Raw genomic sequence first — 13,362 nt, 5'->3', positions numbered from 1 at the left:
CCATGGACCGTTCACTGCAACTCAACCGCAGCAGTTGGGACGAACGCGCCCCGCTGCACGCTGCCTCGAAGGACTACGAAGTCGAGACTCTCGTCCAGCGCCCTGGGCACCTGTCCGAAACCGTGCGCTTCGATTTGCCTTTGCTCGGCGACATCAATGGGCTGAAGACCGTCCACCTGCAGTGCCACATTGGCACCGACACCCTATCGCTGGCGCGCCTTGGCGCCAAGGTCTGCGGCCTGGACTATTCCGCGGCTTCGCTGGCCGAGGCACGGGTACTGGCCGAGCGTTGTGCGGTGGCCATCGAGTATGTCGAGTCCGACGTCTATGCCGCCGACACGGTACTGCCGGCAGGCACGTTCGACCTGGTCTACACCGGTATCGGCGCGCTGTGCTGGTTACCCCGCATCGAGCCGTGGGCGCGTGCGGTCGCGGCGCTGCTGAAACCGGGCGGGCGGTTATTCCTGCGCGATGGGCACCCGATGCTGATGGCCGTCAATGAAGACCACCAGGACCGCCTGCAGCTCGAATACCCGTACTTCGAGCACGAAGCCCCGACGGTGTGGCACAACGACCAGACCTATGTCGAGACTGAACAGCGCCTTGCCCACACTGAAACCCACGAATGGAACCACGGCTTGGGTGAAGTGGTTACTGCCTTGCTGGCGCATGGGCTGCAACTGACGGTGCTGGTCGAGCACCAGAGCATCCCTTGGGAGGCCCTACCGGGGCAGATGGTCAAGGGCAGCGATGGCGAGTATCGCTTGCGCGAGCAGCCTGCACGCCTGCCCCTGAGCTACAGCTTGGTGGCGGTCAAGGCCTGATCAGGAAAGGAACCCGCCGTCGACGTTGAGTGCCGTGCCAGTGGTGTAGCTGGACGCATCGCTGGCCAGGTACAACACCGCGCCGGCCATTTCCTTGGGGTCGGCTACGCGCTTGAGTGGGATCTGCTGCAGTGCGGCGTTCAGGATGGCATCGTTTTTCACCAGTGCAGAGGCAAACTTGGTGTCGGTCAGGCCCGGCAGCAGGGCGTTGCAGCGAATGCCGAACTGGGCGCACTCCTTGGCGAAGACTTTGGTCATGTTGATGACTGCCGCCTTGGTCACCGAATAGATGCCCTGGAAGTGGCCGGGGGACACACCGTTGATGGATGCCACGTTGATGATGCTGCCACCGCCATGCTCGCGCATCAGCTTGCCGGCTTCTACCGACATGAAGAAGTAACCGCGGATGTTCACGTCCACGGTCTTCTGGAAGGCATGCGGATCGGTGTCCAGCACGTTGCAGAACTGCGGGTTGGTGGCGGCGTTGTTGACCAGGATGTCCAGGCGCCCGAATTGTTCGCGGATGCCGGCGAACACCTGCTGGATCTGTTCCAGCTCTCCAATGTGGCAGGCCACCGCCGTCGCCTTGCCACCCGCCGCGATGATCGCCTCGGCCACCTGCTGGCAACCGTCGAGCTTGCGGCTGGAAACGATCACATGTGCACCTTGCTGGGCCAACAGATGGGCGATGGCTTCGCCAATGCCGCGGCTGGCGCCGGAAACGAAGGCAATCTTGCCGTCGAGGTCGAACAGGTGGGTCTTGGACATGCTGTTTTCCTTGTTATCCGTCGTCGTGGGCGTTGCTCAGAGGCTGGACCTGGCAATGACCTGCAAGGTCATCTGCTCGAGCAAGCGGTTCATGTGGATGAACTGGGCGAAACGCTTGTCCTGGGTCTGGCCGTGGTAGTAGCGGTAGTAGATCTGCTGGACGATGCCGGCCAGGCGGAACAGGCCATAGCAATAGTAGTAATCGAAGTTGTCCAGCGTGATGTTTGCGCGTGCCGCGTAGTAATCCACGAACTGGCGGCGGGTGAGCATGCCCGGCGCGTTGCTCGGCTGGCGGCGCATCAGTTGCACCGGCGCCGGGTCGTCGGCTTCGATCCAGTAGGCCAGGCTGTTGCCCAGGTCCATCAGCGGGTCGCCCAGGGTGGCCATTTCCCAGTCCAGCACACCGATGATGCGCATAGGGTTGTCGGCGTCGAGGATGACGTTGTCGAAGCGGTAATCGTTGTGCACGATGGCGGGCTTCGGGTGGTCGGCAGGCATTTTTTCGTGCAACCAGGTGGTCACCTTTTCCCAGCGCGGGGCATCCGGGGTCAGGGCTTTTTGGTAGCGGCTGGTCCAGCCCTCGATCTGGCGCTGTACATAGCCTTCCGGCTTGCCCAGGTCGGCCAGGCCACAGGCGTTGTAGTCCACCTGGTGCAACTCGACCAGGCGGTCGATAAAGCTTTTGCACAGGGCCTCGGTGCGGCTGGCGTCAAGGTTCAGCCCGGCAGGGATGTCCGAGCGCAGGATGATGCCCTTGACCCGTTCCATGACGTAGAACTCACCGCCAATCAGGCTGCTGTCGGTGCAGTGCACATACGCCTTGGGGCAGAAGGGGAAGCCGCTGTTCAACTGGTTGAGTATGCGGAACTCGCGGCCCATGTCGTGGGCCGACTTGGCCTTTTGCCCGAATGGCGGGCGGCGCAGCACAAAGTCCCGGCCCGGGTAGCTGACCAGGTAGGTGAGGTTGGAGGCCCCTCCTGGAAACTGGCTGATGCGCGGCAGGCCGTCCAGGTCGGGGATGTTGGCCTTGAGGTAAGGGTCGATGACGGCCGCGTCGAGTTCTTCGCCGGGGCGTACCTGGGTGGACTGGTCGGTGAGCGTCATGCGTTTTCCTTATTTTCGATCCCAAGGACTATTGGCTAATCTAATGGCCTGCCGGCGCTGGAACAAGCGTGCCAGGTGCCATATAGGTGAGGGTGTTGCTGGTTGATCAACTGCCCTTATGTCAACGACCAACGTGCCAGCGCAGGCTTTGGGGCAGGCAAAAAAAAACCGAAGCCGCCAAGGCTTCGGTCTTTCGATCATCCGGTGTACCCAGCCCTCAGGACGGGAACAGCTCGCTGAGCTTCATCGACAGCATCATGTCGCCTTCAACGCGCAGCTTGCCGCCCATGAAGGCCTGCATGCCATCGGTTTCACCGCTGACGATGCCCTTCAGGGTTTCGCTGTCCATCACCAGGGTGCAGTTGGCGTCCGGGTTTTCGCCTTCCTGCAGGTCGCAGGTGCCGTCTTTGACGATCAGCGCGTATTGCTTGCCTTCGTCGGTGATGTTGAAGCCGAACACCAGGTCCAGGCCGGCGGCAGCGGATGGGTTGAACTTCTCTTGCATCTTTTTGACGGCATCAGCTACGGAGGTCATGGCGCATTCCTTATAGAGTTATTTACACGTCCCCGCAGGGACACAACAAGCCGGGCTCATCGATAGGTGACAAGCTCCGGTACCTTCAACAGCTGCACATGGGCCTGGCTGTTGAAGGAGGCCAGTGCCACGTCGCGGCCGCGGAACTTCAGCTGGCTGAGCGACGTGTTGATGATTTGCCAGTTCAGCGCGAACGCCTGGCTGGGGGTAATACGGGTAACCAGGTGCAGCAGGGCGGCAATGGTGCCGCCCGAAGTGAAGATGGCGACATTGTCACCGCTGCCGGCGGTATCGAGCACGCGCTCCAGGCCACCTTGTACACGACGAGTGAAAGCCTGCCAGCTTTCCAGGCCATCGTCCGCCTGTTCGCCCGCGTGCCAGCGCTGCACCATCAATGCGAACAGGCGCTGGAATTCGCTGCGATGCTGCGCAGCATTGCGCAGTATATGCAGGGCATCGGGCTCTTCTGGCAGCAGCCCAGGCAACAGGGCGCGGATGACGCCATCGGCATCGAACTCATTGAACGCCGCGTCGGTCTCAACAGCCGGCACCTGGCAGCCGCTGGCATGCAAGGCCTGCAGGGCCAGGCGCGCGGTATCCTGCTGGCGGCGCAGGTCGCCTGCCACGCAACGGTCCAGCCGTACACCCAACTGGGCCAGGTGCTCACCCAGCGCGTGGCTCTGGCGCACGCCCACGGGCGAGAGGACGTCGTAGTCATCAGCACCGAAAGAGGCTTGGCCATGTCGGATCAGGTAGAGGTTGCCCACGAAAGGTTCCGGCCTGTTTGGAGGTTGCTGCGAGGTTAGGATGCAGCACACGGGCTGTCAACGAAAAAACATACAAGCGTTTGAAAAGGTTGTTTGAAAGGTGTTGCCAGCGTTTACACCAGCTGGCAGCACCTTTGGCGCAGCGGTATGCTTGCAACAGTTAACGCGCCGCCTTGGCGCAGGTATTTAAGGAGTCAACGTGGAGTTTCTTGCCGAATACGCAAGCTTTCTCGCCAAAACCGCCACCCTGGTCATCGCCATCCTCGTGGTGCTGTCGGCTATCGCCGGGTTGCGCAGCAAGGGGCGGCGCAAACCGGGTGGGCAACTGCAGGTCACCCGCCTGAACGAATTCTACAAGGACCTGCGCGAGCGCCTGGAGTCCGGCCTGCTCGACAAGGCTCAGCTCAAGGCTTTGCGCAAGCAGCAGGCCAAGGCGGAAAAACAGCAGAAGAAAGGCAAGGCCGAGGAAAAGGGCCGGGTTTTCGTGCTGGACTTCGATGGCGATATCAAAGCCTCTGCCACCGAAAGCCTGCGCAACGAAATCACCGCGCTGCTAACCCTCGCCACCCCGCGTGACGAAGTGGTGCTACGCCTGGAAAGCGGTGGTGGCCTGGTACACAGCTACGGCTTGGCGGCGTCGCAACTGGCGCGCATTCGTCAAGCGGGCATACCGCTGACCGTATGCATCGACAAAGTGGCCGCCAGCGGTGGTTACATGATGGCCTGTATCGGGGAAAAAATCATCAGTGCGCCATTTGCCGTACTGGGTTCGATCGGGGTGGTGGCGCAGCTGCCCAACGTCAACCGCCTGCTGAAAAAACACGATATCGACTTCGAAGTGCTGACCGCCGGCGAGTACAAGCGCACCCTGACCGTGTTTGGCGAGAACACTGACAAGGGCCGGGAGAAGTTTCAGGAAGACCTGGACGTTACCCACCAGTTGTTCAAGGACTTTGTTGCCCGCTATCGCCCGCAACTGCACATTGACGAAGTGGCCACAGGCGAAGTCTGGCTGGGCGTGGCAGCACTCAACCGCCAGCTGGTGGACGAACTGCAGACCAGCGACGAGTACCTTAGCGCCCGCGCGCGCAACGCCAACCTGTTCCACCTGCACTATGCCGAACGCAAGAGCCTGCAAGAGCGAATCGGCATGGCGGCGAGTGGTGCGGTGGAGAACACAGTGGTGGGCTTGTGGAGTAAACTCGGCCGCCTGCGCTAACACCTTGAACCCGTTGAAATTTTTTTTCGTTCAGGGGGTTGCAAGGTTAAAAGAATGAAGACATAATGGCGCCCATCGAAACGCAGCAAACTTTGAAAAAGGTTCAGCGTTTCAAGGAGATAGCAAAGCGCAAGCAGCTAGATCCGACCTTTGAGGCCGAGTAGCAAAGTGGTTATGCTCCGGATTGCAAATCCGTCTACGCCGGTTCGATTCCGACCTCGGCCTCCACCATTCGAAAGCCCCGCAGATTAACGTCTGCGGGGTTTTTATTTGCGCCTAAAAAAGCCGCACCGTTTCCGGATCCTGTGCCCGCTGCGCTGCGCGGTGATTGATCCGGGACTGACCCCCCGCTGAACATCTCCATCAATCCCGCGAGCGCGTCGAAAGGCTCGACCTCTGAGATCCGCGCGACCTTGGCGCTGTTCATCCAGTGGCCGCGCTTAATCCAGATGCCGCAATTCTGGATCGTCCCGTAGCGTCGTCGATGACTTGGCCAGCCCCAGTGATCGCCTTATAAATCTGTAAACACGCCTGCGGCATCCGCAACCGGAACCCTGGCAATATCGATTTCAGATCGCGTTGGCATGAAATCCTGAACCATCAGAGCGGTGCTGCTGCTGGAGGGGGCAGCGGAAAAAATGAGCTTTTGTTCGCGGTCGGTGGTCAAGCTAGTTGGATAGGCCTAATTACAAATGAAGGGGTCTGCCAGTCCTGGTTACATCAACCACCCACCGGCGATGACGGAGAGCTATATGCGAATGAGGGGCCACGTGTACTGGGCTTGGGCTGAACCGGCGTTGCACCACCAAAGTCATGAAGAAACACTGAGTGACGGCACTCGCATTGACGTTCAGGTGAGGCGTTGCCGACCTGGCGGGACGCAGATTTTCTTGGGGGTTTATGCTTGGTCAGGGATGGCGTTGTACGAAGAGGCATTCAACTCTCGGCCTGGCGAGTCGATGACCAGGGCGCTGGCATGGGGCGTGGGCCTGGCTCGCCGCGTGGCGATTGAAGGGGTGGCAATGGGCGCCATCACCGGTTCAACCGAAAAGCAGTTGTAAAAAAATGTAACGCAGGGCTTCTGCAGTGGATTCGGTGGAACAGCTGTGTATGCTGTCCCACCAGTCAAGAATTTGAGCTCAAGGTCCTTTCCATGCGCAATCGCGGCAAAGTCTACTGGGAGTGGGCCAATCCTGAGATGTATTTTCGGAACTACGATGAGCGCCTGACCTGCGGCACTTTAATCAACATCCAGGCGCGGCTCTCGCCTGAAAACGCTACTCAACTTTTCTTGGGTATCTATGGAGAAAAAGGCGTGCTCTTGCTTGAAGAGCTTCACCCAAACTGCTGTGGCCAAAAACCGTCTGTAGCGATTGCTTGGGCGATCGAGCGTGCTCACGGCTGGGTCGCACAGGCGTTTCCGGCGCCAAAAGCACCAGGGCCTGAACCCCTTCCCCGCAGAGGTTCGCGTCTTCACAGATAACGATGCCGGGAAAACGGAACGCTCCTCAGATCGCATCAGTCGTATCTCTATCAGACGCGCATCAAGGCGCCCAGTTGGAGAAAGTGATGAGCCTTCAGTCCACCAGTCATGACCTTTACGTGCATTCCTATCTCGGTTACCAGGCATCGATTTACGTGCTGTGGGAGTCGAGCGTTGAATTTCCAACCGGGATGTTGGTTGAAGTAGGGAAGCCAGGTGCAACGGCGCGAACCCTGCGTGTGAGCCGCCCATTCTCCTCTTCGACAGAAGCCATTCTCGAAGGGAAGGTTATGGCGGAACAGTACGTGGAAAGTCAGAAAAGTTGAGTTTGGCCTGGCAGGCGCGTTCACCGAGGTCGGTGATCGGGTGGCGCAGCGCGGTACATGCTGCACAACCCGGCTGTCCCCCAGCTAGCCGCGCCTGCGTCGCGCAGGCCCTGAGCGATTACAGCCCCGAGATCACTATCAGTTCGACGGCCCAGGCTGATCCGATGGCTGACTCATCTGTGGGCTGAAGCTTGGTATCACCATATTGCCGAGCTTGTATTGCTGATAGCTGGTGTAGGGCAGAACCAGCGTATCAGCCACGCCCGACGCAGCCATATCTACCAGAATTTGATAGGGGTCTGAATGTACTCCCGTTCTTTCAGGTCCAGTCAAGTTGCAAAACTGGTAGGCGACCCCGCTATACATCCGGGGGATAGCGGGGCAATAAGAATTCCATTCAGCCAGGTCGCCCATGGCCTTTGATTCACTGGAAACGGTGCGTACCGTCCCACAACCGCCAAGCATCATGAGCAGCGCCAATCCCGTCCACAGCTGTTTCATCAGACCATCTCCTTGGTGATGGCCGGATAATAGCGCATTAATGAATGCCCCCGCGTCGTGCGGGTTTGGCCAAGACTCGCGGTAGCGATTGCCCCCTGCTTCACCGAATCGCACAGCTCACTCTGCAGGGGGCACAGGCTTGCGCCAGACAACCTTGGTGACGCCTAGAGCTTGTATTGAATGGTGTAGGACGCATCGGTTCTGGGCTCTATCAGAATAGGTATGCCGAAGAGCTTCCCTTGGCAATCACTGACAATACCGCGATACACCGCCCCCTGCCGGAGCTGGGCCCACAAGCCTTCGTCATGTATCGCGATACGCAATACATGATTGTTCGGGTCTTCTCTAACCTGAGCAACATGGTAATCCAGGTCGCATCCGAACTCAGCACTGGTAAATTCTGGATCGTAGCCGATCAGCACTCCGTGCCTTTTCAGATCGTCACGGATACGCTCAATCACGTCGTCTGCTTCTTGTTTTAGCATGATCGTTCTCTCGCGGTGTTTCACCTTGTCAAAACTCTAGCTGACCCTGATGGTTTTCGCTGTCTATTGCCGCAATCAACGATTCCCCCTCATTCCTGACATTGCCCACCGCCTTGCCTACCGGATACCAACGAAAATCCTCAGCCGGCCTGCAACCCGCTGTAACAATTGCTGCCGCGCGCGCCGGAGATGTTGCCGGGTCCAGCCATTCTTTGGCGGTCTCCGGTTTGAGTACCAAAGGCTTTCTGTCATGTATGTCGATGAGCCCCTGGTCCGCCGCTGCGGTTATGATGACAAAGCCATCGCTCTCATTGGGCTCCATGCCCTGGTGCACTTCAGCGAGCGCTGCGAAGTAGAGCGGCCCTCCATCAGCGCTTGTGATGTAGTAAGGCTGCTTGCGCTTCGGGTCCGCGGGGTCGGCTACCCACTCGAACCATCCGTTTGCCGGCGCCAGCGCTCTGCCACCTGGCCACAGGCCTTTGAAAAATTTCCCCGTTACCACCGTTTCCGCCCGAGCATTGATCGGGTCGGGCCTTTTTCCCTTTGCCCAGAATGGCGACCATCCCCACTTGACCCGATCCACGCTGAGCGCGCCTTCTATCTGACGTATCACCTCCACCCGGGTCGACGGCGCCACGTTGTAGCGACTGATGGACGCGTGGTCGTAGCCATTGATTACCACCAGATCCAGCGATAGCTGGCGCAGGTAGTGGTCCATCGACTCGTACATCGAATACCGTCCGCACATTTTCCACCTCTCGCCCGTCAGAAATTTCGCTGGCCAGGATTGACCGTGCACCTGATGCCAGATTTACTGTATATACATACAGTCTGCGCTGGGCCTTTCATCATGACCATCACGTTATTGGGTGCGCCAGCCGGCGGCACCGAACCACTACCGCTCTATTCATTCCACGTTCCGGCCGGCTTCCCGTCGCCTGCTGCAGACCATCTGGAAGGCCATATTTCCCTCGATGAGTTATTCGACCTCCGTGCACCCCATGTGTATCTGGTGAAAGTGGAGGGGGACAGCATGCAAGGGGCGGGGATCTATTCAGGTGACATCGTCATCGTAGACCGCGGCCGTGAAGCCGGGCACGGCGATGTGGTGATTGCCGCCGTCAATAGTGAACCGGTCTGCAAGCGCCTTTACCGTCGCGACGGCGTGGTGATCCTGAAGTCAGAAAACCCCGCCTATCCGCCACGCTATGTCATGGAAGGCGACGAGCTCGTCATCTGGGGCGTGGTTCGATACAGCGTTCGCGATCATGCGCAGTGACCCGGTATTTGCACTGATCGATTGCAACTCGTTTTACGCGAGCTGCGAGCGGGTATTTCGGCCGGATCTGACCAAGACCCCTATCGTGGTGCTGAGCAACAACGATGGCTGCGTGATCGCCAGGTCATACGACGCCAAGCCATACGTGAAGATGGGTGAACCGTACTTCCAGGCGAGGGGCAAGCTGCGTCGGCACGGCATCATGGCCTTCAGCAGTAATTACGCGCTGTACGGCGACATGAGCGAGCGTGTCATGTCCCTGATCGAATCGATGGTGCCTGACACTGAGGTCTACAGCATCGATGAATGCTTCGCCGATCTGTCGGGTATTCAGGAAAACCTGACCCAGTTCGGACGCAAGCTGCGGGCCAGGATCTTCCAGTGCACCGGTATCCCCGTGGGGGTCGGCATCGCTGGCACAAAGACGCTCGCCAAGCTGGCCAATCATACGGCGAAGCGCCTGCATGCGCAGACGGGCGGGGTGGTCGACATTACCGATCCGTTCAAGCGCGATTGGGTGCTGCGCAACACCGACGTGAAGGAGGTGTGGGGCATTGGCCGGCGAATGACCGCCCACCTCGAGGCAATGGGCATTCATACGGCGATGGACCTGGCCAAGGCTGACGCCCGCACGCTTCGACAGAAATTCAGTGTGATCGTGGAGAAGACTGCCCGCGAGCTGGCGGGCACGCCGTGCCTGGAGCTGGACGAGGCCGAACCCCCTAAACAGGAAATCTGCTGTAGCCGGATGTTCGGCAAGCGGCTGACAGAGCTTGCGCCCATCCAGCAGGCAGTGGCCACTTACGTTGGCCGAGCAGCGGAGAAGCTCCGGGTTCAGGGCTCAGTGTGCAAGCGCATGCGTGTGAGCATTCGCACCGGCATGTTCAACCCGGATGAGGCGCACCACGCACAAGGCGCGCTGGTGGAGCTGCCATACCCAACCTGCGACACGCTGCTGATGACCCGACTGGCTACCGACGCGGTCGGGCAGGTCTTCAGGCCAGGGTTTCGCTACAGCAAGGCAGAGGTGCTGCTGATGGACCTGCGGCAACCAGATGAATTTTCAGGGGACTTGTTTGCGCCCAGGCAATCGGTTGCATGTCACCGATTGATGCAGATGATGGATGACATCAACCAGCGCTGGGGGCGAGGGACAATGCGAGCCGCCAGCGTGCCGGCAACACCGGACTGGGGCATGAGGAGAGAGATGATGAGCCAATCCTATACCACGCGGATTGACCAGCTGTGGACGGTCAAATGTTGAACCTGTCATCGGCTTGGCCCCGTCTGCTTCCCCTTCCATAGGCGTGTGGTGTACAGAAGAGGGGGACCGGCGGAGGAGTCTCGCTCCAGGCCGCCGGCCATAAAGGTCATTGCTCTACGATGCAGATCCAGCGGTGGTTGTATCTGTAAGGCGCTCTGGTAAATGCAACCTCTGATACCAGGTTCATGCCGTGCTGCTTAAGCGCCTCGGTCAGTTGAGCGAGTGTCTCTGCTTGGATAGTCATTGCTGTCACCTCGTCAGATTTACTGCGTTCATTATTCTTGACCGAACAGGCAGCTACCGAATTCATTTTTTTGAGTGACGGTTTCGAGCCTTTACGCGCAGCCAGTGCCCATGTCATGCGCAAGCGCTATCGCTTTCTGTGTATTGGGTTACATCGGTGGGGTAAGGGCGACGAGCCGCGAAAAGCAGTGAACTTCTGAGAGGGGTAATCGCTCTGAGGTTGGCCGTTACGTTAGATGCGTGGCGCCCCCCTCTCTCAACGCTTATCTGCGGAATGACTGACATGTTTTCGGAAGACTTTTACGGCGTGTTTCTGGTAGCTGAGGCCGTGCTGGCATTCACTGTGCTGGCCGTTGCTTTTCACTGGAATCGAAGCGCATAACCCCTCAAGGATGGCGTCCTGCGTGCCCTCTCCCAGGCACTTATCTTGAACCTCTGCTCTGAAACGCTGGTCTTCAGCATGAGAGGCATCCTTCTTCGGCTTCCTCATCAAAGATTGAAATGTTCTGAAGCTAGGGTTGTACCGAAGCCAATTCCATTATTGACGGAGTCAGGAAATGGATTATTCCAGCATGGTTGAATCGTTGGACAAAATGCTGAAAGACGCGGCTGGCGCGCAGTCCGGGTTGCAGGGGGCAGGTGCCGGTTGTCATCGATGGAGTCGCTGCCATTCGTCCGCGACTTCGCCCATCGTCGACGGTGCCCCGGTTTTGATCCATGCCATAAAGGAGCGGTCGAACCGGAATGACGGGCCGCACTCACTGAGCAGAAACTGACGCACTTTGTGCGTGTTGCGGTAATGCTTGTCTAGCGCGGTGGTGCGGGTAATCGGCCCGGCGTGCCAGTCGACGCTCATGGTCTGCTCCTTGACTGCGAAAAGGCACAAAGCCCGTAGACCAAAAATCTACAGGCCTTGTCGGCGTGTGAAAATAGTCAGTCTTCGAACTGGATCACCATGCGGCCTTTGATCGTGCCCTCCAGCATCTCGTCAAAGATCTGGTTGATATCTTCGATCGGTCGCAGCGTCACCTTGGGCACGACTTTGCCTTCTGCGGCAAACTGGAAGGCTTCCTGCAGGTCCTGGCGTGTACCGACCAATGAGCCCACTACTTCAATCCCATCCAGCACCAGGCGGGGAATGTTCAGGTCCATGGACTCCGACGGAAGCCCGACAGCAACCAGTCGCCCGCCAGCGCGCAAGGCATCGACGGCCGAGTTGAATGCGCCTTTGGCGACGGCAGTCACTACGGCAGCGTGGGCGCCACCGGTCTTGGCCTGGATAACCTTCGCGGCGTCTTCGTTGAGCGGGTTGACCACCAAATCTGCGCCCATTTCGCTGGCGAAGCGCAGTTGCTGTTCATTGACGTCGATGGCGATCACTTTCGCGTTGAAGACGTTCTTGGCGTATTGCAGGGCCAGGTTGCCCAGCCCGCCGAGGCCGTAGATGGCGATCCACTGGCCGGGGCGGATGTTGGAGATTTTCACCGCCTTGTAGGTCGTGACGCCAGCGCAGGTAATGCTGCTGGCGGCAGCGGAATCGAGGCCGTCGGGTACTTTGACCGAGTAATCGGCGTTGACGATGCAGGCCTCTGCCATGCCGCCGTCCACGGTGTACCCGGAGTTCTTCACCTCGCGGCACAGGGTTTCGTTGCCGCTGTTGCAGTACTCGCAATGCCCGCAACCCTGATAGAACCAGGCAACACTGGCACGGTCGCCCGGTTTGAGCGAGGTAACCCCCGGCCCGACTGCCTGGACCACGCCGATACCTTCATGGCCCAGCACGACGCCGGTCTTGTCACCGAAGTCGCCATTCTTTACGTGCAGGTCGGTGTGGCACACACCGCAGCATTGCATCTTCAGCAGCGCTTCGCCGTGTTCGAGGGGGCGCAGGGCTTTCTCTACTATGTCCACGCGACGGCCTGGTGCAACGACAGCAGCTTTCATAAGAGCCTCCGTGTCTATCTGAGTGAGCTTGGGTTATCGCCGGGTTAGCATAGCCCTTGGCGGACCGGGCAAAACTGCTATAGGTCATGCGCGGCTGGATTAGCAGGTGTAGCAGCGGCCCTGCGTATGCTTCATGAACACGTCGCAAAAAGAAAAGCCCGCGGCAATGATGCGGCGGGCTTCAAGAACGTACGGAGCAGGGTCAGTGTGCCGGTCTGGTTGTGAGTATTTCGTGAAGCTCAGGTCATGAGGCTGTCATGTTCCCTGGGCCATAAAAAAGCCCGCCATGAAAGGCGGGCAAAAGACGTTTGAAGGGAGAGCCTGCAGGCTGCACCCGGCCGGTTAACCCAGGATTAAGCGGAACACATTGACCTTGGCACCTGATCAGCCTATACAGGCCTGCCATCACCCCAGGAGCCAGCATGCACGACCAAGACGACCTGCACGAACCCGAGCATGATCACTTGCTTGACCATGAATTTCTCTACGAAGACATGGAGCCCGAGGCGGATGCCCAAGGCGCCGAGGATGAAGTGGAAGAAGATGAGGAAACGCTGGATGACCTTGATGATGAAGAGCGTGATCACCCAGCCTGGTTCGATGACTGCGAAGACGACTGA

18 protein-coding genes and 1 tRNA gene are annotated in these 13,362 nt (G+C 58.9%); 9 read left to right on the top strand and 10 right to left on the bottom strand.

Translation table 11 applies throughout. The features are described 5' to 3' along the window. Positions 1 to 2: 2 nt before the first annotated feature. Entirely contained in the window at positions 3 to 824 is an 822-nt protein-coding gene (locus tag OZ911_RS18820; protein ID WP_070086356.1) for a class I SAM-dependent methyltransferase, read from the top strand. Here OZ911_RS18820 and OZ911_RS18815 read toward each other — a convergent pair whose 3' ends face one another. The 4 genes from OZ911_RS18815 to OZ911_RS18800 all read right to left on the bottom strand — a co-directional run bounded on the left by OZ911_RS18815 (position 825) and on the right by OZ911_RS18800 (position 3,998). Beyond that, entirely contained in the window at positions 825 to 1,592 is a 768-nt protein-coding gene (locus OZ911_RS18815) for an SDR family oxidoreductase (protein ID WP_016487961.1), read from the bottom strand. 36 nt (positions 1,593 to 1,628) lie between these two features. Beyond that, positions 1,629 to 2,696 carry a phosphotransferase family protein gene (locus OZ911_RS18810; protein ID WP_023047940.1) on the bottom strand — a complete coding sequence of 356 codons (1,068 nt, stop codon included), beginning with the start codon at positions 2,694 to 2,696 and terminating at the stop codon, positions 1,629 to 1,631. Positions 2,697 to 2,913: 217 nt separating this feature from the next. Next, positions 2,914 to 3,231, bottom strand: a complete 318-nt coding sequence (locus OZ911_RS18805; protein ID WP_016487959.1) for an SCP2 sterol-binding domain-containing protein — start codon at positions 3,229 to 3,231, stop codon at positions 2,914 to 2,916. Between the two features lie 56 nt (positions 3,232 to 3,287). Further along, complete coding sequence (locus OZ911_RS18800; protein WP_070086355.1) at positions 3,288 to 3,998, bottom strand: histidine phosphatase family protein; 711 nt, start codon at positions 3,996 to 3,998, stop codon at positions 3,288 to 3,290. A gap of 199 nt (positions 3,999 to 4,197) precedes the next feature. Here OZ911_RS18800 and sohB point away from each other — a divergent pair, with 199 nt between their 5' ends. The 5 genes from sohB to OZ911_RS18775 all read left to right on the top strand — a co-directional run bounded on the left by sohB (position 4,198) and on the right by OZ911_RS18775 (position 7,026). Beyond that, a complete protein-coding gene (sohB, locus tag OZ911_RS18795) occupies positions 4,198 to 5,217 on the top strand; it encodes a protease SohB (protein WP_016487957.1) in 1,020 nt (339 codons plus the stop codon). 154 nt (positions 5,218 to 5,371) lie between these two features. Next, positions 5,372 to 5,445, top strand: a tRNA-Cys gene (locus tag OZ911_RS18790). A 524-nt stretch (positions 5,446 to 5,969) separates the two neighbouring features. Beyond that, on the top strand, positions 5,970 to 6,278 hold the full coding sequence (locus OZ911_RS18785; protein WP_023047941.1) for a hypothetical protein: 309 nt from the start codon (positions 5,970 to 5,972) through the stop codon (positions 6,276 to 6,278). A gap of 92 nt (positions 6,279 to 6,370) precedes the next feature. After that, entirely contained in the window at positions 6,371 to 6,700 is a 330-nt protein-coding gene (locus OZ911_RS18780) for a hypothetical protein (RefSeq protein WP_082421997.1), read from the top strand. Positions 6,701 to 6,786: 86 nt separating this feature from the next. Next, positions 6,787 to 7,026, top strand: a complete 240-nt coding sequence (locus OZ911_RS18775; RefSeq protein WP_016487953.1) for a hypothetical protein — start codon at positions 6,787 to 6,789, stop codon at positions 7,024 to 7,026. A gap of 138 nt (positions 7,027 to 7,164) precedes the next feature. Here OZ911_RS18775 and OZ911_RS18770 read toward each other — a convergent pair whose 3' ends face one another. The 3 genes from OZ911_RS18770 to OZ911_RS18760 all read right to left on the bottom strand — a co-directional run bounded on the left by OZ911_RS18770 (position 7,165) and on the right by OZ911_RS18760 (position 8,760). Continuing rightward, positions 7,165 to 7,527, bottom strand: coding sequence for a YceK/YidQ family lipoprotein (locus tag OZ911_RS18770; RefSeq protein ID WP_016487952.1), 363 nt, complete (start codon positions 7,525 to 7,527; stop codon positions 7,165 to 7,167). A 164-nt stretch (positions 7,528 to 7,691) separates the two neighbouring features. After that, positions 7,692 to 8,012 carry a hypothetical protein gene (locus OZ911_RS18765; protein ID WP_016487951.1) on the bottom strand — a complete coding sequence of 107 codons (321 nt, stop codon included), beginning with the start codon at positions 8,010 to 8,012 and terminating at the stop codon, positions 7,692 to 7,694. 28 nt (positions 8,013 to 8,040) lie between these two features. Continuing rightward, a complete protein-coding gene (locus tag OZ911_RS18760; protein ID WP_031311988.1) occupies positions 8,041 to 8,760 on the bottom strand; it encodes an SOS response-associated peptidase in 720 nt (239 codons plus the stop codon). 102 nt (positions 8,761 to 8,862) lie between these two features. On the opposite strand from OZ911_RS18760, the gene OZ911_RS18755 reads away from it, so the two are divergent. Then, entirely contained in the window at positions 8,863 to 9,291 is a 429-nt protein-coding gene (locus OZ911_RS18755) for a LexA family protein (protein WP_016487949.1), read from the top strand. Continuing rightward, on the top strand, positions 9,281 to 10,555 hold the full coding sequence (locus tag OZ911_RS18750) for a Y-family DNA polymerase (protein ID WP_023047945.1): 1,275 nt from the start codon (positions 9,281 to 9,283) through the stop codon (positions 10,553 to 10,555). Before OZ911_RS18755 ends, OZ911_RS18750 begins: the two co-directional genes overlap by 11 nt. Positions 10,556 to 10,661: 106 nt before the next feature. Here OZ911_RS18750 and OZ911_RS18745 read toward each other — a convergent pair whose 3' ends face one another. From OZ911_RS18745 to adhP, 3 genes are all read right to left on the bottom strand, one after another. Then, positions 10,662 to 10,916, bottom strand: a complete 255-nt coding sequence (locus OZ911_RS18745; protein ID WP_134792777.1) for a hypothetical protein — start codon at positions 10,914 to 10,916, stop codon at positions 10,662 to 10,664. 531 nt (positions 10,917 to 11,447) lie between these two features. After that, positions 11,448 to 11,654 carry a DUF6434 domain-containing protein gene (locus OZ911_RS18740; RefSeq protein WP_016487945.1) on the bottom strand — a complete coding sequence of 69 codons (207 nt, stop codon included), beginning with the start codon at positions 11,652 to 11,654 and terminating at the stop codon, positions 11,448 to 11,450. A gap of 77 nt (positions 11,655 to 11,731) precedes the next feature. After that, on the bottom strand, positions 11,732 to 12,742 hold the full coding sequence (gene adhP / locus OZ911_RS18735) for an alcohol dehydrogenase AdhP (RefSeq protein WP_016487944.1): 1,011 nt from the start codon (positions 12,740 to 12,742) through the stop codon (positions 11,732 to 11,734). Between the two features lie 422 nt (positions 12,743 to 13,164). Here adhP and OZ911_RS18730 point away from each other — a divergent pair, with 422 nt between their 5' ends. Further along, positions 13,165 to 13,362 (top strand): hypothetical protein, encoded by a 198-nt coding sequence (locus OZ911_RS18730; RefSeq protein ID WP_016487943.1) that lies wholly within the window; start codon positions 13,165 to 13,167, stop codon positions 13,360 to 13,362.

The organism is Pseudomonas fortuita, from assembly GCF_026898135.2.
Classification (GTDB): domain Bacteria; phylum Pseudomonadota; class Gammaproteobacteria; order Pseudomonadales; family Pseudomonadaceae; genus Aquipseudomonas; species Aquipseudomonas fortuita.
Note: the sequence above shows the minus strand (reverse complement) of the source record. Positions and strands in the feature narration are given on the sequence as shown.